Raw genomic sequence first — 23,149 nt, 5'->3', positions numbered from 1 at the left:
CTGGGGGTGCCCTGTCTTTACTCTTGCCCCGGCATTCTTTATTTCGCCAGAGACAGGCTTTCCAGCCTGCTTCGTTCATTAGTATATGCGAACTGGCGCCCCGTCCGAAACAAAGAAATGCGCTCTTGGCGAAGATTTCGGGCAAAAAACCTTTGATTTACCTCAATTTGGCCATTTTTCAGGCAAACCTAAGTCGCCTCGCCCTCCTCCAAGTGAATTTAAATGGAGAAAACATCATGAGCGATAGCACACCCGGCAGTTCCAGCAACGCCAAAGCCAAGCTGCAAATGGTCCTCAGCCGCCTGCTCGACGGCGTATCCGATGACGATCTGCAAAAAATCCAGACGGAAGTCGATGAAATGGAGTTGCGCATGAAGGGCGACGGCCACCACGACCACGACCACCCCACCGTCGTCTGACCCGGCGCCCACCCATGCAGCCCGTGCAGAGCTTGCGCGCCGCTCCCCCGGACGCCGACGTGCTCGGCGCCGTGGAAACGGCGCTGGCCAGCCACCGCGCCTTTGGCGACAGCGGCTACATCCGCGACCAGCTGGCCGTCGCCTACCGGCGGCGGCTGCACAAGCTCGGTGGCGCCCTGCCCGAGGCTGAACGGCTGGCCAGCGAGCTCGATGCGGCGCCGCCCGCGCGCCAGCGCCAGCTGCTGGGCGACACGGTGCTGCGCTGCGCCGTCCAGCACGCCATGCGCCAACTGCACCTGGGCGACGACTACGGCTTGCCCCTGCCGCAATGCGCGGCCCTGTTCGAGGCGGCCCGCGCGCATCTGCGCGCGGGCTTGCCCGGCGGGCCGCTGGTGGCCCATTTGCCGCCCATGGCGCGGCTGCACGAAGAGCAGGAGCGACAGGAGCGGCCATCCATCGGCGATGATGCCGCAGAAACGGACACCTACATCTGGCATGCATGGCAGGAAGACACGCCGTATGCGCGCGCCTTTCTTGCCGTGATGGACGATAACTACGGCGCACCGCTGGCCACGCCCACGCCGCAGGAACGGGCCCTGCTGCGCCGCGGGCTGCGCTTGCTGGAAGCCTTGCTGCCCCGCTTGACGGCCAGCGCGCTTTCTCACGTGCAATTGGTCGCCCTGTTTCCCAAGCTGGGCACGTGGCGCGGCAAGGCGTCCAGCTCGCAATTCCGCGTCAATGGCAGCGTGTTCCTGAACCAGGAATTGATAGCCAACCCCTGGTGGCTGGCCGAGCACTTGCTGCACGAGTCGCTGCACCAGAAACTGTACGACTTCCGCCACGGCCACAGCCTGCTGGCGCCCGACTATGCGCGCGAGGATGGCGCCAAGGTCTGCTCGCTGTGGAATGCGCCCGATGATGAGGGCAATCACTATTGGGATGCCCACCGCACCCTGGCCGCCTTTCATGTGTATGTCCACCTGGCCTTGCTGTGCCTGCTGGCCGAGCAACAGGAGGCGGCGCTGTCACCCCAGTACGGCCCCATCGGCCAGCACATGAGCGGCAGCCGGCGCGCCATCGACCGCGCCCGCTACCTGGGCGAACAGTTGCAAAGCACGACCTGGCCGGAACTGGGACTGGCCGGGCGGCAGATGACGCACTGGCTGCTCGATGTGCTCGACGCGCTCGACGCGCAACGGCGGCCAAGCGGCGCCACCATGCATTTGCTGCTCGACCTGTACGAGCGCCAGAGCCGCAAGCTCGACACTTATCTGGCGCAGCAGCCACCACCGCGCAGCGACACGCTGGCAGCGCAGGCGCAGCAAGAGCTGACGATGACGCGCGAGGCGCTGCAGCTGCTGGACAAGGAACTGCCGCCATCAACACAGGCGCACGAGCACAACTGGCCACAGGCACGGCAACGCGTCTTGCGGGCACTCTGGCCGCTGACTGAAGATGACAAATTAATGGAAAGAAGCGGTTACCCGCAGGCACAGGCATTGATTGCGCAGATGGTGCAACAGTCGAGCCGGCAATTGGGCGCGCTGGGCGCACTCGCTTAATTGACTGCTTTGGAGAAAATCTTGATGGCGCTGCACGTCCGGGCTGGAACAACCCGGATTGGTGCGGATGGGGAGACTCGAACTCCCAAGCCGAAGCACTGGCTTCTAAGACCAGCGTGTCTACCAATTCCACCACATCCGCATTTGGTACTACTTTGTGCTACTTGTTGCAGCCTGCTCCTGATTTTAACAACTCGGGAGCGATCTGGCTACCGTGGACTTATAGAGCAAGCCCGGAGCAAACGCTCGGCAAAGCAAAGGCGGCATTCTACTGGATTTCCCAGAGGAATGCCGCCTTTTTTATGCCAGCACCGTGGCGCTGACTCTTAGCCCTCTTTTGCGCTCACCGGCTCCGGCCTCTTGACCCGGAACCAGGCCGCATACAGGGCCGGCAGGAACAGTAAAGTCAACGCCGTCGCCAGGATCAGGCCGCCCATGATGGCCACCGCCATCGGCCCCCAGAACACGGAGCGCGAGAGGGGGATCATGGCCAGCGCCGCGGCGGCGGCCGTCAGCACGATGGGGCGGCAGCGGCGCACGGCCGAGTCGATGATGGCGTCCCACGGGGCGGAGCCATCCTTGATGTCTTGCTCGATCTGGTCAACGAGAATCACCGAGTTGCGGATGATCATGCCGAACAGCGCGATGATGCCCAGGTTGGCCACGAAACCAAGTGGCCGGCCCAGCGCCAGCAAGGCAAAGGCGGCGCCCGCCACACCCAGCGGCCCCGTCAGGAAGACCAGCAAGGCACGCGAGAAACTGTGCAGCTGCAGCATCAGCAAGGTGAAGATGATGAAGATGGCCAGCGGCAGGTTCGCCGAGATCGACGCCTCCGCCTCACCGCTGTCGGCCGCGACGCCTTTCACCACGATGCGGTAGCCGGACGGCAACTTGGCGCGCAAGGCGTCCAGCTGCGGCGCCAGCTGCGTCGACACGGTCGCGCCCTGGATGCCATCGATCACGTCCGACTGCACGGTAATGGCCCATGCGCGCTTGTCGCGCCAGACGACACCCGGTTCCCACACGAAATGCGCGCGGGCCAGCTGCGAAATGGGCACGGACTTGCCCGTTGCCGTCGGGATATTCGTGTCATTCAACACGGAAATCGTCGCCCGCTCTTCCAGAGGCTGGCGCACCTGGATGTCGATCAGCTTGTTGTCCTCGCGGAACTGGCCGATGACCGTGCCCGACAGAATCGTATTGGCCGCCTGCATCACCGTTTTCGAGGTGACGCCCAGCGCGCGCATCTTGTCCTGGTCCAGGTCCAGGCGCAGCACTTTCACCGACTCATTCCAGTTGTCGTTCACGCCCAAGGTGTTCGGATTGGCGCGCATGATGTCCTTGACCTGGTCGGCGATGGCCCGCACACCCGCCACTTCCGGCCCCAGGACGCGAAATTGCACGGGATACGGCACCGGCGGCCCATTCGGCAACAGCTTGACCCGGCCCCGCACTTCCGGGAAATCCTTCTTGAAGACGTCGACGATTTGCTGGCGCAAGCGTTCGCGGTCCGCCAGGCTCTTCGGCAAGACCACCACTTGCGACACATTGGTCTGCGGGAAAATCTGGTCCAGCGGCAAATAGAAACGGGGACTGCCCGTGCCCACATAGCTGGTCACGCTTTCCACGCCGTCGAGCTTGCCCACAAACGCTTCGAACTTCTTCACCTGCTTTTCATTCGCGGCAAACGTCGTGCCCTCGGGCGACCACAGTTCCACCATCAGTTCCGGACGGCTGGAATCGGGGAAGAACTGCTTTTCGATAAAGTTGAAACCGTAAATACCGAGCGCAAAGATGGCCAGGGTGGCGGCAATCGTCGTCTTGCGCCATTCCACGCACCAGGTGACGGCACGGCGGAAGCGGCGGAAGTTTGGCGTATCGAACAATTCATGGTCGTTATGCGCGTGCGGTTTGACTTTCAGCAAGATGTAGCCGATGTACGGCGTAAACACCACGGCCACCACCCATGAAATGATCAGGGCCAGCGCATTGACGGAGAACAAGGAAAACGTGTATTCGCCAGCGGCCGACTTGGCCAGGCCGATGGGCAGGAAGCCCGCCACCGTGATCAGCGTGCCCGTCAGCATGGGCATGGCCGTCGACGTGTAGGCGAACGTGGCAGCGTCGAAACGCGACATACCCTCTTCCATCTTGCGCACCATCATCTCGACGGCAATGATGGCGTCGTCGACCAGCAAGCCCAGCGCGATGATCAGGGCGCCCAGCGAAATCTTGTGCAAGTCGATGTCGAGCAGGCGCATGAACAGGAACGTGACGGCCAGCACGAGCGGGATGGTCAGCGCCACCACCAGGCCCGGCCGCACGTCGATGCGCAGCGGCTTCGTGTGCAAGCCCAGCGCAACGAAGCTGACGGCCAGCACGATCAGAATGGCTTCGATCAGGGTATGCACGAACTCGCCAACGGAAGCGGACACGGCTTCCGGCTGGTTCGACACGCGCTGCAATTCTATGCCGACAGGCAATTCGCTCTTCATGCGCGTGACGGTGGCCTGCAAGGCCTTGCCCATGTCGATGATGTTGCCGCCCTTTTCCATCGACACGCCCAGGCCGATCACTTCCTTGCCGTTGAAACGCATCTTGTCCTTCGGCGGATCGACAAATTCGCGTTTCACCGTGGCAAAGTCACCGAGGCGGAAGGTGGTGCCGTTGGCGCGCAGTTCCAGGTTTTCCAGGTCCTTGACAGTCACCATGGCGCCCGTCACGCGCACTTGCAGATTATCGGTCGGCGTCACCAGCACGCCCGTGGCGTTGATGCTGTTTTGCGCGGACAGTTGCTCCACGATGGCGTCGAAAGGGATGCCCAGCTGGGCAAATTTCTTGTGCGAGAAGATGATATTGATCTTTTCATCCTGCACGCCGAACAGTTCCACTTTCGATACCTGCCCCACGGCCAGCAGCTCCTGGCGCACCTTGTCCGCGTAATCCTTCATTTCCGCGTAGGTAAAACCGTCGCCGGACAGGGCGAAGATGGAGCCGTACGTGTCGCCGAACTCGTCATTGAAGAACGGGCCCACGACGCCGGACGGCAAGGTGCCCTGGATGTCGCCGATCTTCTTGCGCACCTGGTACCAGGCGGCCGCCGTTTCCTTGGGCGGCGCCGATTCGCGCAATTCCAGCAGGATCAAGGTTTCGCCCGGCTTCGAATAACTGGTGATCTCGTCGATGTACGGCGTTTCCTGCAGTTTCTTTTCCAGCTTGTCCGTCACCTGCTCGGCCATCTGCAAGGCCGTGGCGCCGGGCCAGTACGCTTGCAAGACCATGGCGCGGAAGGTGAACGGCGGATCTTCATCCTGGCCCAGGCTGGCATAGCTGAGCATGCCGCCGATCAGCAGCACGGCCATCAGGTAGCGCGTCAGCGGGATGTGTTCGAGCGCCCAGCGCGACAGATTGAAGCCCCCCTTCATTTGGCCGCACCCACGGTGACGGCGGCAGCGGCGGCAGCCGGCTTGCTGGCCACGTCGGCGCCGAGGATGGTCACTTTCTGGCCCGGCTTGAGCAGATTGACGCCGGCCGTGACCACCGTCTGGCCCGCTTTCACGCCCGACGCCAGCAGCAACTCATTGCCGGCCACGCCACCCACCGTCACGGGCACAAGCTTCACCGCGCCGTTTTCCACCACCCACACGGAACTTTGCGACTTTTCATTGAACAGGGCCGTCAACGGCACCTTGATCTGCGGCGTGGCCGTCTGCGAGGCGAACTGCACCACGGCCGTCATGCCCAGGCGCACTTGCGGCGCGTCCGGGATGCTGACCTTGGCGGTATAGGTGCGCGTGGCGGCATCGGCCACGGGCGACACTTCGCGGATCTTGCCCGGCAGCGCCTGCTTCGGATCGGCCCACAGGCGCACGACCACATCCTTGACGCCGCGCAAAGTTTCGACCTTGTCTTCCGGAATGCCGATCACGACTTCCTTCTCGCCGCTCCTGGCCACTTGCACGACGGGCGCGCCGGGCGCCACCACCTGCCCCACTTCAGCCTCAATGCGCGTGACGACGCCATCGACGTCGGCCAGCAGGCTGGCATAGCCGGACTGGTTGGCCTGGCCACGGTACAGGGCCTGGGCAGCTTCCACGTTCGCCTGCGCCGCCTTGTAGGTGGCATCCTTGCCATCGAGCACGGCCTGGCTGACGAAATTTTTCTCGCGCAAATCCTGGTAGCGTTTCAATTCCGCGCGCGCCAGGTCGCGGCTCGTTTCCGCGCTGACCAGCGAAGCCTTGGCCTGCGCCTGCGACAGCTGCAAGTCGACGGGATCGAGCTGCATCAGCACTTGCCCCTTCTTGACGGTGGCGCCCACGTCGACCTTGCGCGCGACGATCTTGCCGCCCACGCGGAAACCCAGCTGCGACACGACGCGGGGCACGACCTCGCCCGACAGCTCGGCACTCACGTCAACATTACTGCTAGACAACACGATGGCGCGCACGGGGCGCACGTCTTCCACTTTGACGGCAGGCTTGGAACAGGCCGCCAGAGTCAGCGCGAGGGCCGCGGCGGCGGTCAGCCGCAGGGCAGGAAGTGCGAATGCGCCGGTCTCGCGGCGCAGGGTTTTCAGGGCAAACAAGGTATTTTCCTTTACTATGCGGGCTGCAATATTTTTATGCGGAGAAACTTTTTGCTCGTCCTTTGGGCCAAGCCAAACTTTTTCGCACGCGATATCCTTAAATTTGTGACAATATCAGCTTGGTCGTGACGGGGAATATTCTTCGCCTACTGACTTTCTGGTTATTAATTATAATCGTGCGTAAAAGTTTTTAGTGACTTTTGCGTCATTAATCTTGAGACGTACAACGTCCGGCCACACTCCAGCGTTTGGGGTGCCGGACAAACGCAAGACTAGAGAAGTGTGTTCATGCCTGTAGACCATTACGAAAATTTTCCTGTTGCATCATTTTTACTGCCGCGCCGCCTGGTGCCCGCCGTCGAAGCCATCTATGCCTTCGCCCGCAGCGCCGACGACCTGGCCGATGAAGGCGACGCCACGCCGGCCGAACGCCTCGTGGCCCTGCACGCCTACGAAGAAGCGCTGGGCCGCATCGACCGCCAGGAAGGCCATGCCGGCGAAAACGCCGCCATGTTCGAACGCCTGGCCGCCGTCATTGCCAAACACCAGCTGCCGCTGAAGCCGTTTTACGATCTGTTATCCGCCTTCAAGCAGGATGTGGAAACGACGCGCTACGCCAGCTACGACGATGTGCTCGATTACTGCGCCCGCTCCGCCAACCCCGTGGGGCTGCTGATGCTGCACCTGTATGGCGCGGCCGATGAACAGAATGTACGCGATTCCGATGCCATATGTTCAGCTTTGCAACTAATTAATTTCTTGCAAGACGTCGCCATCGACCAGCAAAAAGAGCGCATCTACCTGCCGATGGAAGACTTGAGCCGCTTTGCCGTCTCCGCCGCCGCCTTCGAGCGGCCCGAGGCGCACGGCAAGTGGAGCGCCCTGATGCGCTTCGAAGTGGCCCGCGCGCGCGCGCTGATGCTGTCCGGCGCGCCGCTGGCCCTGCGTTTGCGCGGGCGCATCGGCTGGGAACTGCGCCTGGTGGTACAAGGGGGATTGCGCATTCTCGAATGCATCGAAGCCGTCAATTACGACGTGTTCCGGCGCCGTCCCAAGCTGGAGAAACGCGACTGGCTGATCATTTTCTGGCGCGCCCTGCGCATGTCGCGCAAAAGCTTGCATCAAGAGACACAAGTAAAAACGGCTTTTCCCCCGTCGCCCACTCTGTAAGACGATAGAATAGCGGCTTCGATCTGCAACCCTTGCTCTTTTGACTATGTCTCCCGACGAATACTGCCAACAAAAGGCCGCCCAGAGCGGCTCCAGCTTCTACTACAGCTTCCTGTTCCTGCCGGCCGAGCGCCGCAAGGCCATCACGGCCCTGTATGCCTTCTGCCGCGAAGTCGATGACACGGTCGATGAATGCACGGACGAAGCCGTGGCACGCACCAAGCTGGTCTGGTGGCGCGAGGAAGTCAAGGCCATGTACGAGGGCAACCCCACGCATCCCGTGATGCGCGCGCTGCAGCCGCACCTGGACATCTATAAACTGGAAGAAAAGCATTTGCAGGCCATCATCGACGGCATGGAAATGGACTTGAACCAGACCCGCTACCTCGACTACCAGGCCATGAGCCGCTATTGCTGGCATGTGGCCAGCGTGGTCGGCATTTTGTCGGCCAGCATCTTCGGCGCGACCCGCCCGGAAACCCTGCTGTACGCGGAAAAGCTGGGCCATGCTTTCCAGCTGACCAACATCATCCGCGACGTGGGCGAAGATGCGCGCAAGGGGCGCATCTATTTGCCGATCAGCGAATTGCAGCAATTCAATGTGACGGCGGCCGACCTGCTGAATGCGCGCCATAGCGAAAACTTTGAAAACCTCATGCGTTTCCAGGTGGCGCGCGCGCAAAAGGCCTACGATGAGGCATTCGCGCTCTTGCCTGCCGAGGACCGCCGCGCCCAGCGCCCGGGCCTGATCATGGCCGCCATCTACCGCACCCTGCTCAACGAAGTCGAGCGCGACGGCTACCACGTGCTGAAACAGCGCATTTCGCTCACGCCGATCCGCAAACTGTGGCTGGCCTGGAAGACCTGGGTTCGTGGCTGACAAGGCCGTGAAGCAACGCTACGCCGTCATCGGCGCAGGCTGGGCCGGCTGCGCGGCCGCCATGGAACTGGCGCGCGCCGGTCACGCCGTGACCGTGTTCGAGGCGGCGCGCACCCTGGGCGGACGCGCGCGCCGCGTCGAGCGAGAAAATACGCTACTCGACAACGGCCAGCACATCCTGCTGGGCGCGTACACCGAAACCTTGCGCCTGATCAAGCTGGCGGGGCAAGACCCTGGCGAACCGATCCTCACCTTGCCCCTGCAGATGCGCTATCCGGCTGACTCGGGCGGCATGGATTTCATCGCGCCGCGCCTGCCCGCGCCGCTGCACCTGGCGTGGGCCCTGCTGCGCGCGAAGGGATTATTACGCGCCGACAAGCTGGCCCTGATGCGTTTTTCCACGGCCATGCGCTGGATGGGCTGGCAGCTGTACAACGATTGCACGGTCAGCGAACTGCTGCAGCGCTTCGACCAGACGGAGCGCTTGAACCGGCTGATGTGGTATCCGCTGTGCCTGGCCGCACTGAATACGCCGCCCGAGCGCGCCTCGGCCCGCGTCTTCATCAACGTGCTGCGCGACAGCCTGGGCGCATCGCGCCGACGGGCATCCGACATGCTGATCCCGAAAGCGGATTTGAGTAGCCTGCTGCCCGACGCGGCCGCCCGCTATGTGGAACGGCATGGCGGCACAGTGCGCACGGGCGCCAAGGTCGACACCTTGCAAGCGCTGTCCGATGGTTGCTGGCAGCTTGATGAGACTGGCACTTACGACGCCGTCATCATCGCCACCTCGTCCGTGCAGGCCATCAGCCTGCTGCAAGGCTTGCACGATGCGCGCCTCGACGAGGCTATTGGCCGCATGCAAGCTTTCACGCCGGAAGCCATCAGCACCTGCTACCTGCAATACGACGCCTCGGTGCGCCTGGACTTGCCGTTCTACGCCCTCGTCGATGCGCCGGAGCGGCAGCACTGGGGCCAGTTCGTCTTCGACCGGGGCCAGCTCGACAGCAATCAGGCGGGCTTGCTGGCCGTCGTCATCAGCGCGTCAAGTGCTGCCGCCGAGCAAGGTCATGGACCGCTGACGCAAGCGATCGCCGCGCAGCTGGCGCAGGTGCTGCAGCGCCCGGAACTGGCGCAACCTGCCTGGACCCAGCTGATCACGGAAAAGCGCGCCACGTTTGCCTGCACGCCGGATCTGGCCCGCCCGGGCAACGCCAGCGGCGTGCCGGGCTTGCTGCTGGCAGGCGACTACACGTCCAATGATGACCGGACGCAAGATTATCCGGCCACCATCGAGGCGGCCGTGCGCAGCGGCGTGGCGGCAGCGAGGATGGTGACCACGGGCAGGGCGGCAAAACAGCCTTGACGGTGCATCCTGCCCTGGTGTCGCTCGCCCCCGCGAAATTGCATTCTGTCGCACCGCGCTGGTGCGCTCGCGTGCGCTTGGGTACAGTCTGATCATCGACAACGTCCATGCCACGGAAAATACCATGCACACCACCTTGCACTTGAAAAACAGCTTGAAAGCCGTGGCGCTGCTCGCTTGTGTGGCACTGGCCACCTTGATCGTCGTCAGCGTACAGCAGGCATCCCATGCGCCATTGCTGCTGAGCCAGGCAAGCATGCTGCTGCCGGCAATGGGCTGAAGCGGCAAAGCGGACTGACAGGAAGAATATGATGAACAAGCAAGATTATCTCGACGCACTGCGGCGCGCGCTGGAAGGCTTGCCACCGGACTTGGTGGCCAAGACCCTCGATTATTACGAACAGACCTTCATCGAAGGCGCTGCGGCCGGCCGCAGCGAGCACGAAATCGCCGACGACCTGGGCGACCCGAAAAAAATCGCCCTCACCTTGCGCAGCAGCACCCACCGCCAGGCTTTCGAGCAAAAGAAGACCCCCGTCAACCTGCTGCGCCTGCTCGTCTCGCTGGTGGGCCTGGCCATTTTCAACCTGTTCATGGTTGTGCCTGCCGCCGTGTACGCGGCCCTGCTGGCCGCCCTGTATGCCGCCGGCCTGAGCTTTTACCTGGCCGGCATCGCCATCACGGCCAGCGGCTTGTCCGGCGCCAACGAACTGGTGCTCGAGGGCCCGCTGCGCCACGTCTTCATCCATGACGATGACGGCGGCGAAGGCGGCGAACGGCGCGAAACGCGCATCACCATCGGCGACGCAGGCATCGAAGTCGATCACCTGCCCGGCCCCGTCAAAGCCGAGCCCGAGCCCGAGGCGCCGGGCGCTTCCTCGCGCGTGATGGAGCGGGCCGAAGCGCTGGCCGGTGGCGGCATCCGCATCTCCACCGACATGGACCGCGATGCGCGCACCACGCAAACCGTCTTCGGCGTGGGCATGCTGCTCGGCGGCATCGCCATCTTCCTGCTCAGTCTGGTGGTCACGCGCTATACCTTGATCGGTATCAAGCGCTATGTCGCCATGAATGTTTCCCTGCTCAAAGGTCACTAGAAAGGCTGCCATGAAACGCTTGCTCAAAGTTGGCCTGTCCATGCTCTTGCTGGCACTGGTCCTGATCGCCATGTCGTATGCGGCGCTGCGCGCCAAGGGTATCAGCAATCCCAGCAGCGCCGCCGGCCGCGCCGTGCGCAGCGAAACGCGCCCGGTTGCCGCCAATATCAACAGCATCGACCTGGCCGGCCCCATCGACCTGGTGCTGCGCCGCGGCGCCACGCCATCGCTGAAGGTCAGCGGCGAGCAGCGCTTGCTGTCGAACGTCGACACGACGCAGGATGGCACGACCCTGCATATCGGCCCGAAAGGCATGCTGTTCCACCATCGCCAGCCGCTGCAGGTGGAACTGGTGCTGCCAGCCCTCGTGCGCGTGGAAGTGCACGGCAATGGCGACAGCAAGATCACGGGATTTTCTGGCGACAGTTTTATCCTGGAATTGACGGGTTCGGGCGACGTCAGCTTCACGGGACGCTACAAGCAGGTACAAGCCACCGTCAACGGCAGTGGCGACCTCGACATCAACGCCGGCAACAGCGACAGCGTGGTGCTGGAAATGGTGGGCTCCGGGCGCATCGCCGCCAGCGGCAACACGAAATTCCTGCGTGCCGACCTGAGCGGATCAGGCGACATCGATGCCGAGCACCTGGCCGCAGACAAGGCCAGCGTCAGCCTGCAAGGCTCGGGCACGAGCACCGTCTTCGTGCGCGACGCGGCCAACCTGACCCTGCGCGGCAGCGGCGACATTAACGTCCACGGCAACCCGCGCCAGCGCGAGACTCAGAAGAGCGGCTCAGGCGATATCACCTGGCATTGACCTTCTCTTCCAGCCAGCTGACCGCCTGCTCGCCGGCCGCCTTGCCTTGCGCCAGGCAGGCCGTCAGCAGGTAGCCGCCCGTCGGCGCTTCCCAGTCCAGCATTTCCCCCGCCACGAAGACGCCCGGCATGGCGCGCAGCATGCTGCCGTCGACGCCGTCGAACACCACGCCGCCGGCGCTGCTGATGGCTTCATCGATGGGGCGCGGGCGCCGCAAGGTGACGGGCAGCAGCTTGATGGCGGCAGCCAGTTTCGCTTCGTCGGCGAAGTCGGCCGCGCTCAGGCATTCGCGCAGCAAGCCCGATTTCACGCCCTTGATGCCCAGCCGGCTATTCAGGTGGCTGGACATGGAGCGGGCGCCACGGGGGCGCGTCACTTCCTCGAACACGCGTTCATGGCTGTGGTCGGGCGCCAGGTCGAGCCAGATGGTGGCGCTGCCGTCGCGTGCGATCTGCTCGCGCAGCGCGGCCGACAAGGCATAAATCAGACTGCCTTCCACGCCGCCCGCCGTGATGACGAACTGGCCCTGGCGCTTGATCCGCAAGCCGTCGATGTCATGCGCCGTGATGGCAACGGTCGTCAGCGGTTCGCCCGCATGGCGGCTGCTGAAATGCGCGCTCCAGTCCACGTCGAAGCCGCAATTGGCCGGCGCCAGGGGCGTCACGGCCACGCCCTGCCCTTGCAGCAGCGGCACCCAGGCGCCGTCCGATCCCAGGCGCGCCCAACTGCCGCCACCGAGCGCCAGGATCACGGCGTCGAAGGAGCGCAGGCGTTCGCCGTCCGGCGTGGCAAACGCCAGCTGGCCGTCGCGCCAGCCCGTCCAGCGGTGGCGCATGTGAAATTGCACCCCCGCTTCGCGCAGGCGGTGCAGCCAGGCGCGCAGCAAGGGCGCCGCCTTCATGTCCGTCGGGAAGACGCGGTTCGAGGAGCCGACAAAGGTCTCCACGCCCAGGCTGTGCACCCAGTCACGCACCTTTTGCGGGCCAAACTGGTCCAGCGCCGGTTTCACCCGGTGCGCCTGCCTGCCGTAGCGCGAGACGAAGGGCTGGTAGCCTTCCGCATGCGTGATGTTCATGCCGCCGCGCCCCGCCAGCAGGAATTTGCGGCCGACGGACGGCATGGCGTCGAACAGTTCCACCCTGGCTCCCGGGCCGGACGCAGCCTGGGCGGCCATCAGGCCGGCGGGGCCGCCGCCGATGACGGCGATGTGAAAGGGAGGAAGGCTGGAATGGGTCATGGCATGCTGGAAGACGGTGAAAACCCCGGCATTTTAGTCGAGATAAGGCATGGGGATGGCAAGAATGCCGAAAAATGATGCATACTGCGCGGACATGCTGCAACGATCAGCTTTGACTTCACGAGACAACGAGACGACAAGAGGAGAAACACATGGGCGCAGGATTCTGGATTTCCCGCTATTTGCTGGCCAGTTCGATTTTATTCATCATCCTGACGGTGGTCGAGTACAGCAAGGGCACGACCAGCCAGGCCGACATCCTCAGCGCGCTGGCCTGGTCGCTGGTGGCCTCGGCCATCTTCATCGGCTCGAAATACTGGCGCTACCGGAAAGCCGTCACCTGCGCCACGTGCAGCGGCGACAAACCGAAAACCAAGTCTTCATGAAAAAACGGCCACTTCGATGAAGTGGCCGTCTCACTGGCAAGCGGGATCAGCCGCCCGTCACGGGCGGGAAGAACGCCACCTCGTCGCCGTCACCGATCACGGTGTCGGCATCGCACATCACCTGCTTGTGGGCCATGCGCAGCGCGCGGCCCTGCGCCAGCGCGTATTCCCAGTTGCCGCCGCGGGCGATCAGCAGCGCTCTCACCGCGCCCACCGTCAGCGGCCCGGCTACTTCCAGCACTTCATGGCCGGTTCCCACCAGCTCGCGCACGCTGGCAAAAAATCGCAGATTGATCTTCATCGATGCTTCCTTAGTACAGCAATTCGTTAAACGGGATAAAACGCAGCATGTCGCCGCGCGCAATCGACAGCCCCGGCGGGCAATCGATCAAGCCGTCGCCCCACACGGTGGACGTCAGCACGCCCGAACTCTGGTTGGCGAACAGTTCCAGCTCGCCCTCGTCATTGATTTTGGCGCGCAAGAACTCGTTGCGCTTGTCCGCCTTCAGGCGTTCGAACGCGGCCGGCAGCTGGTAGCTGCGCGGCGCCAGGTTCCCCGCCACGCCTTGCAGGCGCAAAATAAACGGGCGCACGAACAGCAAAAACGTGACGAAGCTGGACACGGGATTGCCGGGCAAGCCGACAAAGAACGCCTCCCGCACTTCGCCAAACGCCAGCGGCTTGCCCGGCTTGACGGCGATCTGCCACATGTTCAAGCGCCCTTCCGCCTCCACGGCCGGCTTGATATGGTCTTCCTCGCCCACGGACACGCCGCCCGAGGTGATGATCAGATCATTGCCCTGGGCCGCCTGGCGCAGCACGGCGCGCGTCGCGTCCAGGCTGTCGGGCACGATGCCCAGGTCCGTGATCTCGCAGCCCAGGTTTTCCAGCAAACCGCGCAAGGTAAAACGGTTCGAGTTGTAGACGGCACCCGGCGCCAGGGGTTCGCCGGGCATGGCCAGCTCGTCGCCGGTGAAAAATACGGCCACGCGCAGCTTGCGCAGCACGGGCAGCTGCGCCAGGCCCACCGAGGCGGCCAGGCCCATTTCCTGGCTGCGCAGGCGACGGCCCGCAGCGAGGATTTCGCCGCCGGCGCGGATATCCTCGCCCTGGCGGCGTACCCATTCGCCCGCTGCCGGCACGTGGTTGACCGTCACCACGCCGTCCGCCACCGTGCACTGCTCCTGCATGACGACGCAATCGGCGCCTTCCGGGATCAGCGCGCCCGTGAAAATGCGCGCCGCCGTCCCCGGCTGCAAGGGCTGGCCCACGTGGCCGGCCGCGATGCGCTGCGACACGGGCAGGCTGGCCGCGCCGCTGGCGCAATCGCTGGCGCGCACGGCGTAGCCATCCATCTGCGTGTTGTCGCGCTCGGGCACGTTCAGGGTCGACGTCTGCGCCGTGGCCAGCACGCGGCCGTTGGCGCGCATGGTGTCGACCAGCTCCACCTCGGCCACCGGGCGCGCCGCGCCCAGCATGAAGGCTTGCGCCTCGGCCACCGACAGCATCGGTTTGCGTACTGTGCTGGCGTCTGTCATCACAGTCCCGTGTTGGCGGCGATATACGCCTTCATTTTCTCGACATCGGCAGCCATCACGACGAACTTTTGCGGCAAGTCTTCGATGTTCTCGAAGCCGCTTGGCCGTTCCGCGTCCACGCCCAGCGCTTCGAGGATGGTTTCGTTGAACTTGGCCGCCAGCGCCGTTTCCAGCACGATCATCGGCACGTTCGGTTCCAGGTGCTCGCGCGCCACCTTGATGCCGTCGGCCGTGTGCGTGTCGATGGTGATGCCGTAGTCGTCGGCCACGTCGCGGATGGTGTCGAGGCGGTCCTGGTGCGTGGACTTGCCCGACTTGAAGCCGTACTTGGCCACCAGCTTGAATTCGTCGCCGTCGCTGCCGGGCTTGCCGGACAAATCGAAGCCGCCGTGCGTTTCCACTTTCGTGAACAGGGCGCGCACGCGGTCGCTGTCGCGGCCCACGAGGTCGTAGACGAAGCGCTCGAAGTTCGACGCTTTCGAGATATCCATCGACGGGCTGCTTGTATGGTACGTTTCGGCCGACTTGCGCACGCGGTACACGCCCGTGCGGAAGAATTCGTCGAGCACGTCGTTTTCATTCGTCGCGGCCACCAGTTTCGAGATCGGCAAGCCCATCATGCGGGCGATATGGCCGGCGCAGATATTGCCGAAGTTGCCCGACGGCACCGTGAACGACACTTTTTGCTCGTTGCTGGTGGTGGCCGCCAGGTAGCCGCGGAAGTAGTACACGACCTGCGCCACGACACGCGCCCAGTTGATGGAGTTGACGGTGCCGATCTTCTGCTTGGCCTTGAACGGCAAGTCGTTCGACACGGCCTTGACCATGTCCTGGCAATCGTCGAACACGCCTTCGACGGCGATGTTGTAGATGTTCGGGTCTTGCAGGCTGAACATCTGCGCCGTCTGGAAGGCGCTCATTTTCTTGTGCGGCGACAGCATGAAGACGCGGATGCCCTTCTTGCCGCGCATCGCGTATTCGGCCGCGCTGCCCGTGTCGCCCGACGTCGCGCCGAAGATATTGAGTTCGGCGTCGTGCTTGGCCAAGGTGTATTCGAACAGGTTGCCCAGCAGCTGCATGGCCATGTCCTTGAAGGCCAGGGTCGGGCCGTTCGACAGCGCCTGCAGCATCAGCGTGGTCGATCCGCCCTTGACGGCGTTTTCTTCGAGCACGCGCAGCGGCGTGATGTCGGCCGCGTTTTCGCCGGCGCGGGCGTTCTTGTAGACTGCCTTGGTATAGGTTTTCGCCGTCAGTGCCTTCAGGTCCGCGGCCGGGATATCGGTGGCGAACTTCTTCAGGATTTCGAATGCCAGGTCGGCATACGACAATGTGCGCCAGGCGTTGAGCTCGGCACCAGTGACTTGCGGGTAGTGTTCTGGGAGATACAGTCCGCCATCGGGGGCCAGGCCGCCCAGGAGGATGTCGGAGAATTGCTGCTGATTCGATGGCGCTTTATCAGCGCGGGTAGACACGTAGTGCATAAATTTGAAGAGTCCAGTTGAGCTGAGTGCGGTTGATCATGAATGGCAGCGGATATTATAGTGCCAGCCGCCGTCCAAGGCGAATCGCGTGGCGCCAGCCTGATCAAGATGTGACAATTGGAGAGCTTGAATATTATCAAACAAGCCATGATGCATGAGATCAAGCCAGGCGAACATGGCTGGCGTACGCACTGGCGCGCGCCGGCGATTTACGTCACACTGTGCTGAGTATCCCTTGCCATGATCAATATTGGAGTCGAGAACCGGCCATGTCGCTGAGTAAAAAACCGTATCTGCAAAGCGCAGCGCTGCGCTCCGACGCCGTCGTCGACCTGGACCACTATCCGTTCACCATCCCCGCCATCCGCGACTTCGTGCACATGGATTTCCACCGGGATGTAACGTTTTTCGTGGGAGAGAATGGCAGCGGCAAGTCGACCATGCTCGAAGCGCTGGCCGTGGGGCTGGGCTTCGGCAAGGATGGCGGCACGCGCAATGTGCGCATCGCCCTGCCGTCGGACGAGGAATCGGGCTTGCACGCGCACTTGCGCCTGAGCAAGAGCTATAAAAAACCCGAAGACAGCTATTTCCTGCGCGCCGAGAGCTTTTTCAACGTCGCCACCTACATGGACGGCATGCCCGAGTACCTGGGCAGCTACGGCGGCAAGTCCCTGCATGCGCAATCGCACGGCGAAGCCTTCATGGCGACCCTGATCAACAAGCTGCGGGGCAAAGGCTTGTATCTGCTGGACGAACCCGAGGCGGCCCTGTCGCCGAGCCGCCAGATGGCGGCATTGTCCGTGATCCACCAGCTGGTGCAGGACGACTCGCAGCTGATCATCGCCACCCATTCGCCGATTTTGCTCGCCTACCCGAACGCGAAAATCCTCATGTTTACTGGCGGCGGCATCCACGAAGTGGCGTATGAAGACACGGAACACTATGCAGTGACGCGCGATTTCTTGAATAACTACCCGCGCAGGCTGGAGCAGTTGTTTGAGGAGGAGTGAGGTATTGGATGGTGCTTGTCGGCTTACGCGCTCTGCGCTAAGCCGACCTACGCCGACCTGCGACATTGCCATTCACCGTAGGTCGGATTAGCGCGTGAGCGCGTAATCCGACAACACCACCGGCGCATCAGCAAGCGGCGTGGTTCACCGTGATGACATGCACGGCCAGCCCGCCCAGCGACGTTTCCTTGTACTTGTCCTGCATGTCCGCGCCCGTCTGGCGCATGGTTTCGATGACTTCGTCGAGGCTGACGAAATGCGTGCCGTCGCCCTTCAGCGCCAGCGAGGCGGCCGTGATGGCTTTCACGGCGCCCATGCCATTGCGCTCGATGCATGGGATCTGCACCAGGCCGCCGATGGGGTCGCACGTCATGCCCAGGTGGTGTTCGATGCCGATTTCGGCCGCGTTTTCGATCTGCTCGTTCGTGCCGCCCAGGGCCGCCACGAGGCCGGCCGCCGCCATGGCGCAAGCGACGCCCACTTCGCCCTGGCAACCCACTTCAGCGCCCGAGATCGACGCATTACGCTTGCACAGCATGCCGATGGCGGCAGCCGTCAGCATGAAGCGGCGCACGCCGCCCACCGGGTCGCTGGGGCGGCAATCCTGCGCGTAGTAGCGCAGCACGGCCGGGATGATGCCGGCGGCGCCATTGGTCGGCGCCGTCACGACCCTGCCGCCGGCCGCGTTTTCCTCGTTGACGGCCATCGCATACAGGCTGACCAGGTGCACGGCGTCGTGCGGCAAGTCGTTGGCGCGGTTATCGGACGCTTTCGCCTCCTGCGCCAATCGCCACAATTTCGCGGCGCGGCGCTTCACGTTCAAGCCGCCCGGCAGGTTGCCCGTCGTTTCCAGGCCGTGCGCGATGCAGTCGCGCATGACGTGCCAGATGCGGTCCAGGCCCGCGTTCAATTCCTCGTCGCTGCGCTTGACGCACTCGTTCGCGCGCAGCATTTCCGGGATCGACAGGCCGCTTTCCACGCCATGCGCCAGCAATTGCTCCATGGTATCGAAGGGGAAGACGACTCTAGCGCTGGCGGCCGATTCCACGGCAGCTTCCGCCTGGGCTTCGCCCGCCTCGCGGATAAAACCGCCGCCGATCGAGTAATACACCTTGTCGACGCGGCTGCCGTCCGCCAGTTTCAGTGTAAAGCGCATGCCGTTCGGGTGTTCGGGCAGGGATTCGCTCTTGTGCCAGACCAGGCCCGTGGCCGCCGTAAACGGCACCACGTGCGTGCCCAGCAGCGCGATCTCGCCGGCCGCCTCGATGGCGGCCAGCTTGCTGTCGACTTCATCGGGCACCACGTCCTGCGGCGTTTCGCCCATCAGGCCAAGAATGACGGCCTTGTCCGTGGCATGGCCCACGCCCGTCAGCGCCAGCGAGCCATACAGGGCCGCCTCGACGCCCACTACCTGGTCCAGCGGACCGTATTCGACCAGAAAGCGCCGCGCCGCCGCCATCGGTCCCACGGTATGGGAACTCGACGGCCCGATGCCGATTTTAAACAGGTCAAATACGCTCATGTCCATGTAGTGTCTCTTTATTTAGTATGTTTTTTTAGTACTGCTGCTGAACTCAGGCCGCCTTGGCGGCATGGCCCACGTCGACATTGGCCAGCATGTCCGTGACCATCTGCTCGACGCCGATCCGCGCCTTCCAGCCCCAATCGGCGCTGGCCTTGCTGTCGTCCAGGCTTTGCGGCCAGCTGTCGGCGATGGCCTGACGGCTGTCCGGCTTGTAGCCGATCTTGAAGTCCGGCACCATGCGCACGATGGCCTTGGCCAGCTGCTCGGGGTTGAACGACACGCCGGCCACGTTGTACGACGAGCGGATCTTGATCTGTGCCGCTGGCGCGTCCATCAGTTCGATGGTGGCGCGGATCGCGTCGGGCATGTAAATCATCGGCAGAGTGGTGTTCGCATCGAGGAAGCAGTCATAGCGCTCGCCGCGCAAGGCCGCATGGAAGATGGCGATGGCGTAATCGGTGGTGCCGCCGCCCGGAGGCGATTTGTAGCTGATGATGCCCGGGTAGCGGATGCTGCGCACGTCCACGCCATACTTGTTGAAGTAATACTCGCACAGGCGCTCGCCGGCCAGCTTGCTGATGCCGTACATCGACGTCGGGTCCATCACCGTCATTTGCGGCGTGTTCACTTGCGGCGTGTTCGGGCCGAAGGCGGCGATCGACGATGGCCAGAAGATGCGCAGCGGTTTACCCGCCTCGCCACGCTCGCGCGCCAGTTCCAGGATATTGAGCAAGCCATCCATGTTCAGGCTCCACGCCTTCAACGGCGCCGCTTCGCCCGTGGCCGACAGCATGGCGGCCAGCTGGTACACCTGGGTGATGTTCTCGTCGGCGATGATGCTCGCCAGGGCGTCCTTGTCCAGCACATTGAGCTGGGCGTAGCGCTTGGCCTGGTACAGATTGTTCGTGCCGATGTCGCTGGCGATGACGTTGTCCGCGCCATGCTGCAGCGCCAGCGCGCCCACCAGTTCACTACCGATTTGGCCGTTTGCGCCAATGACTAAGATGCGTTCCATGCTATTTTCCTGAAATCCTGTTAATTGGTAGTGGTAGTGGTCAGCAAACCGAGTTCCTTGCCAGCCTGTTCGAAAGCGGCCAGCACTTGCACCAGCTGTTCGCGGGTGTGGGCGGCCGACAGCTGCACGCGGACACGGGCCTGGCCCATCGGCACGACCGGGTAGAAGAAGCCCGTCACCAGCACGCCCAGCTCATACAGGCGGGCGGCGAATTTTTGCGCCACGGGCGCGTCGAACAGCATCACCGGCACGACCGGATGGGTGCCCGGCTTGATGGTGAAGCCGATGCGCTCGATCTCGCTGCGGAAGAAAGCCGTGTTGTCATGCAGGCGGTCGCGCAGTTCCGTCGACTTGGCCAGGCGTTCCAAAACCGACAGCGAAGCGCCGGCGATCGATGGCGCCAGGGTGTTCGAGAACAGATAAGGACGCGATTTCTGGCGCAGGGTGTCGATGACTTCCTTGCGCGCCGAGGTGAAACCGCCCATGGCGCCGCCCAGGGCCTTGCCCAGTGTGCCCGTGATGATGTCGATGCGGCCCATCACATTGTGGTGTTCGTGCGTGCCGCGGCCCGTCGCGCCCATGAAGCCGGAAGCGTGGCATTCGTCGATCATCACCAGTGCGCCATATTGGTCGGCCAGGTCGCAGATCTTGTCGAGCTGTGCGATCGTGCCGTCCATCGAGAACACGCCGTCCGTGACGATGACTTTATGGCGCTTGCCGGCGGCAATCGCCGCTTTCAGCTGCACTTCCAGGTCGGCCATGTCGTTGTGGGCGTAGCGGTAGCGGCCAGCCTTGCACAGGCGGATGCCGTCGATGATGGAAGCGTGGTTCAGCGCGTCCGAGATGATGGCGTCGCTTTCATCGAACAGCGGTTCGAACACGCCGCCGTTGGCGTCGAAGGCCGCCGCGTACAGAATCGTGTCTTCGGTACCCAGAAAAGCGGAGATCGCCTGTTCCAGTTCCTTGTGCACGGTTTGCGTGCCGCAAATGAAGCGCACGGACGACAGGCCGTAGCCGTACTTTTGCGTGGCGGCAATGGATGCTTCCTGCGTCTGCAGGTCGCCGGACAGGCCCAGGTAGTTGTTCGCACACATATTGATCAGGGTACGGCCATCGTCGCACACCACTTCGGCGCCCTGGCGCGAGGCGATCACGCGTTCGGGCTTGTACAAGCCCTGCTGGCGCAGTTGATCGAGATTCTGTTGCAGACCGCTGAAAAAGGTGTTCTTCGCTTGCTCGCTCATGATGATCCTTGTGTGTCCCTGCGTTTGTGGTATCCGTGTGACCTCAGCCGCCATAGGGAAAAGCGGCCGCTTGACCGGTGCGCGCACAATGCTGTACCGTGAAGCGCTGTTTGAAGTCTACACGTTTCCGTGTTTTTCCTCAAAATCCACTATTTCGAACTGAAATTCAATATAGTGGATATTACCCAAGCCTTTTGAACTTTGCAAGCCACCTGCCGATGAAAACCAGCGTTTCGACCAATTCTCCCCCTGAAGTGGGTGCCACCCTGCAACGGCTGCGCCTGGCGCGCGGCCTGACACTCGAGGATTTGTCGCGCATCGCCGGCGTCTCGAAGTCCATGCTGTCGCAAATCGAGCGCGAAAAAGCCAATCCCACCATCGCCATCACGTGGCGCCTGGCCAACGCCCTGGGCGTGCAGATCGGCGAATTGCTGTCGAGCGCGGAAAAAGCCGTGGAAACCATCCGCATCACGGATGCCCACGAAACCCCCACCCTGCCCGGCGACCACGCGGGCTACGTGCTGCGCATCCTGGGGCCGATGGAACTGGCCGGCAAATACGAATGGTATGAAGTGACCCTGGCGCCGGGCGGCGAACTGGCGTCGCAGCCGCACGACCCGGGCACCACCGAACATTTGACGGTCATCCACGGCAACCTGGAGCTGGAAGTGGGTGCGGCGAAGAAAAAGGTCAAGAATGGCGGCACGGCGCGCTATCCGGCGGACCAGCCGCATACGATACGCAACCTGGGCAAGACGGAAGGCAAGGCCTTATTGGTGGTCATCCATAGATAGTTGCATTTCAGCGGTGTGCAATAGGCTCTTTCGCCCATGCTAAGATTTTGGATTAGACAAGATTTTCACTGTCTTTCATGGAGCCTTAGCAATGACGATTTCCGAAAGCACCACCCTCTTCCACCAAAAAAAGGTCGTCCAGTACGATCCTGATATTGCGCTGCAATCCGGGCAGGATATCGTCTACCGCCTCTCGCTCGAGTATGACGACAAGCGCAAGATGCCGGACCTGATCGCCGGCTTCCTGGAAAAAACCGACAAGAATGCGCTTGAGGCGCTGATCATCGGCATGTGGGGCGACCCGTACGAAGCGGGCGCCGACGAGGTGATCGCCGCACTGATCAGCCACGCGCCGCAGCTGCCGAACTTGCGCGCCCTGTTTATCGGCGACATGACTTACGAGGAATGCGAAATCTCGTGGATCGTGCAAGGCAGCTACAAGCCGCTGCTGGACGCCTTCCCGCAGCTGGAAGAGCTGCGCATCCGCGGTGGCAATGAACTCGTCATCGAACCGTTCGCGCACCAGCACCTGCGCCGGTTCACCATCGAAGCGGGCGGCCTCGATCAAAAGATCGCCGAGGCACTGGCGCAATCGAGCATGCCGCAGCTGGAACACCTGGAACTGTGGCTGGGTACGGACGACTACGGCTTTTCCGGCGACGTCGACCTGTACCGCAAGGTGCTGGCACAACTGACCGTGCCGACCTTGCGCTACCTGGGCTTGCGCGACGCGGAAATCGCCGACGACCTGGCCGTCTGGCTGGCGGAAGAGCCACTGGTGGCGCAACTTGACACCCTGGACCTGTCGCTGGGCACCATCGGCGACCTGGGCGCGGTGGCGGTACTCAATCACACACAATTGGGCAAGTTGAAGCGCCTGGACCTGTCGCACCATTACATCTCGGAAGAAAATCAGGCGAAATTGAAGGCGCTGCCGTTCGAGGTGGTGCTGGACGATCCACAGGAAGCCGATGAAGACGACGGCGAAAGCTATCGTTATGTCGCCGTCGGCGAATAAATACC

The 23,149-nt window shown here is 62.9% G+C and carries 21 protein-coding genes and 1 tRNA gene; 12 read left to right on the top strand and 10 right to left on the bottom strand.

Features of this window, described 5'->3' with window-relative positions; translation table 11 throughout:
* Positions 1–236: 236 nt before the first annotated feature.
* Both IGS55_RS02045 and IGS55_RS02040 read left to right on the top strand, forming a co-directional pair.
* On the top strand, positions 237–419 hold the full coding sequence (locus IGS55_RS02045; protein ID WP_230519337.1) for a hypothetical protein: 183 nt from the start codon (positions 237–239) through the stop codon (positions 417–419).
* A gap of 14 nt (positions 420–433) precedes the next feature.
* Positions 434–1,981: a hypothetical protein gene (locus IGS55_RS02040; protein WP_230519338.1), complete on the top strand. Its 1,548-nt coding sequence runs from the start codon at positions 434–436 to the stop codon at positions 1,979–1,981.
* 59 nt (positions 1,982–2,040) lie between these two features.
* Here the strand turns inward: IGS55_RS02040 and IGS55_RS02035 are convergent.
* The 3 genes from IGS55_RS02035 to IGS55_RS02025 all read right to left on the bottom strand — a co-directional run bounded on the left by IGS55_RS02035 (position 2,041) and on the right by IGS55_RS02025 (position 6,566).
* Positions 2,041–2,123 (bottom strand) — tRNA-Leu (locus IGS55_RS02035).
* Between the two features lie 184 nt (positions 2,124–2,307).
* Positions 2,308–5,406, bottom strand: coding sequence for an efflux RND transporter permease subunit (locus IGS55_RS02030; RefSeq protein ID WP_230519339.1), 3,099 nt, complete (start codon positions 5,404–5,406; stop codon positions 2,308–2,310).
* Entirely contained in the window at positions 5,403–6,566 is a 1,164-nt protein-coding gene (locus IGS55_RS02025) for an efflux RND transporter periplasmic adaptor subunit (RefSeq protein ID WP_230519340.1), read from the bottom strand. The genes IGS55_RS02030 and IGS55_RS02025 overlap by 4 nt, the downstream gene beginning before the upstream one ends.
* A gap of 288 nt (positions 6,567–6,854) precedes the next feature.
* On the opposite strand from IGS55_RS02025, the gene hpnC reads away from it, so the two are divergent.
* The 6 genes from hpnC (at position 6,855) to IGS55_RS01995 (ending at position 11,896) form a co-directional block, all read left to right on the top strand.
* Positions 6,855–7,736, top strand: a complete 882-nt coding sequence (gene hpnC / locus IGS55_RS02020; RefSeq protein ID WP_230519341.1) for a squalene synthase HpnC — start codon at positions 6,855–6,857, stop codon at positions 7,734–7,736.
* Positions 7,737–7,782: 46 nt separating this feature from the next.
* Positions 7,783–8,616, top strand: coding sequence for a presqualene diphosphate synthase HpnD (hpnD, locus tag IGS55_RS02015; protein ID WP_230519363.1), 834 nt, complete (start codon positions 7,783–7,785; stop codon positions 8,614–8,616).
* Positions 8,617–8,623: 7 nt separating this feature from the next.
* Entirely contained in the window at positions 8,624–9,982 is a 1,359-nt protein-coding gene (gene hpnE / locus IGS55_RS02010) for a hydroxysqualene dehydroxylase HpnE (RefSeq protein ID WP_329958186.1), read from the top strand.
* 124 nt (positions 9,983–10,106) lie between these two features.
* The gene (locus IGS55_RS02005; RefSeq protein WP_161781480.1) at positions 10,107–10,262 is read left to right on the top strand and encodes a hypothetical protein; all 156 of its coding nucleotides are present in this window, start codon (positions 10,107–10,109) and stop codon (positions 10,260–10,262) included.
* A gap of 28 nt (positions 10,263–10,290) precedes the next feature.
* Entirely contained in the window at positions 10,291–11,079 is a 789-nt protein-coding gene (locus tag IGS55_RS02000; protein ID WP_230519343.1) for a DUF1700 domain-containing protein, read from the top strand.
* A 10-nt stretch (positions 11,080–11,089) separates the two neighbouring features.
* The gene (locus tag IGS55_RS01995; RefSeq protein ID WP_230519344.1) at positions 11,090–11,896 is read left to right on the top strand and encodes a head GIN domain-containing protein; all 807 of its coding nucleotides are present in this window, start codon (positions 11,090–11,092) and stop codon (positions 11,894–11,896) included.
* On the opposite strand, the gene IGS55_RS01990 is transcribed toward IGS55_RS01995, so the two are convergent.
* On the bottom strand, positions 11,883–13,133 hold the full coding sequence (locus tag IGS55_RS01990; protein WP_230519345.1) for a TIGR03862 family flavoprotein: 1,251 nt from the start codon (positions 13,131–13,133) through the stop codon (positions 11,883–11,885). The genes IGS55_RS01995 and IGS55_RS01990 overlap by 14 nt on opposite strands.
* A 152-nt stretch (positions 13,134–13,285) precedes the next feature.
* Here IGS55_RS01990 and IGS55_RS01985 point away from each other — a divergent pair, with 152 nt between their 5' ends.
* Complete coding sequence (locus IGS55_RS01985) at positions 13,286–13,519, top strand: hypothetical protein (RefSeq protein WP_230519346.1); 234 nt, start codon at positions 13,286–13,288, stop codon at positions 13,517–13,519.
* A 46-nt stretch (positions 13,520–13,565) separates the two neighbouring features.
* On the opposite strand, the gene IGS55_RS01980 is transcribed toward IGS55_RS01985, so the two are convergent.
* From IGS55_RS01980 to thrC, 3 genes are read right to left on the bottom strand one after another with little or no spacing between them, the layout of a single operon-like run.
* Positions 13,566–13,820, bottom strand: coding sequence for a MoaD/ThiS family protein (locus IGS55_RS01980; RefSeq protein ID WP_230519347.1), 255 nt, complete (start codon positions 13,818–13,820; stop codon positions 13,566–13,568).
* A gap of 10 nt (positions 13,821–13,830) precedes the next feature.
* Entirely contained in the window at positions 13,831–15,057 is a 1,227-nt protein-coding gene (locus tag IGS55_RS01975) for a molybdopterin molybdotransferase MoeA (RefSeq protein WP_230519348.1), read from the bottom strand.
* Positions 15,057–16,538: a threonine synthase gene (thrC, locus tag IGS55_RS01970; RefSeq protein WP_230519349.1), complete on the bottom strand. Its 1,482-nt coding sequence runs from the start codon at positions 16,536–16,538 to the stop codon at positions 15,057–15,059. Before thrC ends, IGS55_RS01975 begins: the two co-directional genes overlap by 1 nt.
* Positions 16,539–16,807: 269 nt before the next feature.
* Between thrC and IGS55_RS01965 the strand changes: the two genes are divergently transcribed.
* On the top strand, positions 16,808–17,548 hold the full coding sequence (locus tag IGS55_RS01965; protein ID WP_230519350.1) for an AAA family ATPase: 741 nt from the start codon (positions 16,808–16,810) through the stop codon (positions 17,546–17,548).
* A gap of 127 nt (positions 17,549–17,675) precedes the next feature.
* Here IGS55_RS01965 and IGS55_RS01960 read toward each other — a convergent pair whose 3' ends face one another.
* Genes IGS55_RS01960 through kbl form a run of 3 tightly spaced genes read right to left on the bottom strand, consistent with a single transcriptional unit; the run spans position 17,676 to position 21,332 of the window.
* Positions 17,676–19,076: an L-serine ammonia-lyase gene (locus IGS55_RS01960; RefSeq protein WP_230519351.1), complete on the bottom strand. Its 1,401-nt coding sequence runs from the start codon at positions 19,074–19,076 to the stop codon at positions 17,676–17,678.
* A 46-nt stretch (positions 19,077–19,122) separates the two neighbouring features.
* Positions 19,123–20,088 carry an NAD-dependent epimerase/dehydratase family protein gene (locus IGS55_RS01955; protein WP_230519352.1) on the bottom strand — a complete coding sequence of 322 codons (966 nt, stop codon included), beginning with the start codon at positions 20,086–20,088 and terminating at the stop codon, positions 19,123–19,125.
* 20 nt (positions 20,089–20,108) lie between these two features.
* Entirely contained in the window at positions 20,109–21,332 is a 1,224-nt protein-coding gene (gene kbl, locus IGS55_RS01950; RefSeq protein WP_230519353.1) for a glycine C-acetyltransferase, read from the bottom strand.
* Between the two features lie 218 nt (positions 21,333–21,550).
* Between kbl and IGS55_RS01945 the strand changes: the two genes are divergently transcribed.
* Positions 21,551–22,126 carry a helix-turn-helix domain-containing protein gene (locus IGS55_RS01945; protein ID WP_070218654.1) on the top strand — a complete coding sequence of 192 codons (576 nt, stop codon included), beginning with the start codon at positions 21,551–21,553 and terminating at the stop codon, positions 22,124–22,126.
* A gap of 91 nt (positions 22,127–22,217) precedes the next feature.
* Positions 22,218–23,144, top strand: a complete 927-nt coding sequence (locus IGS55_RS01940) for an STM4015 family protein (RefSeq protein WP_230519354.1) — start codon at positions 22,218–22,220, stop codon at positions 23,142–23,144.
* Positions 23,145–23,149 lie beyond the last annotated feature (5 nt).

The organism is Janthinobacterium sp. EB271-G4-3-2, from assembly GCF_020858035.1.
GTDB lineage: Bacteria > Pseudomonadota > Gammaproteobacteria > Burkholderiales > Burkholderiaceae_D > Janthinobacterium > Janthinobacterium aestuarii.
Note: the sequence above shows the minus strand (reverse complement) of the source record. Positions and strands in the feature narration are given on the sequence as shown.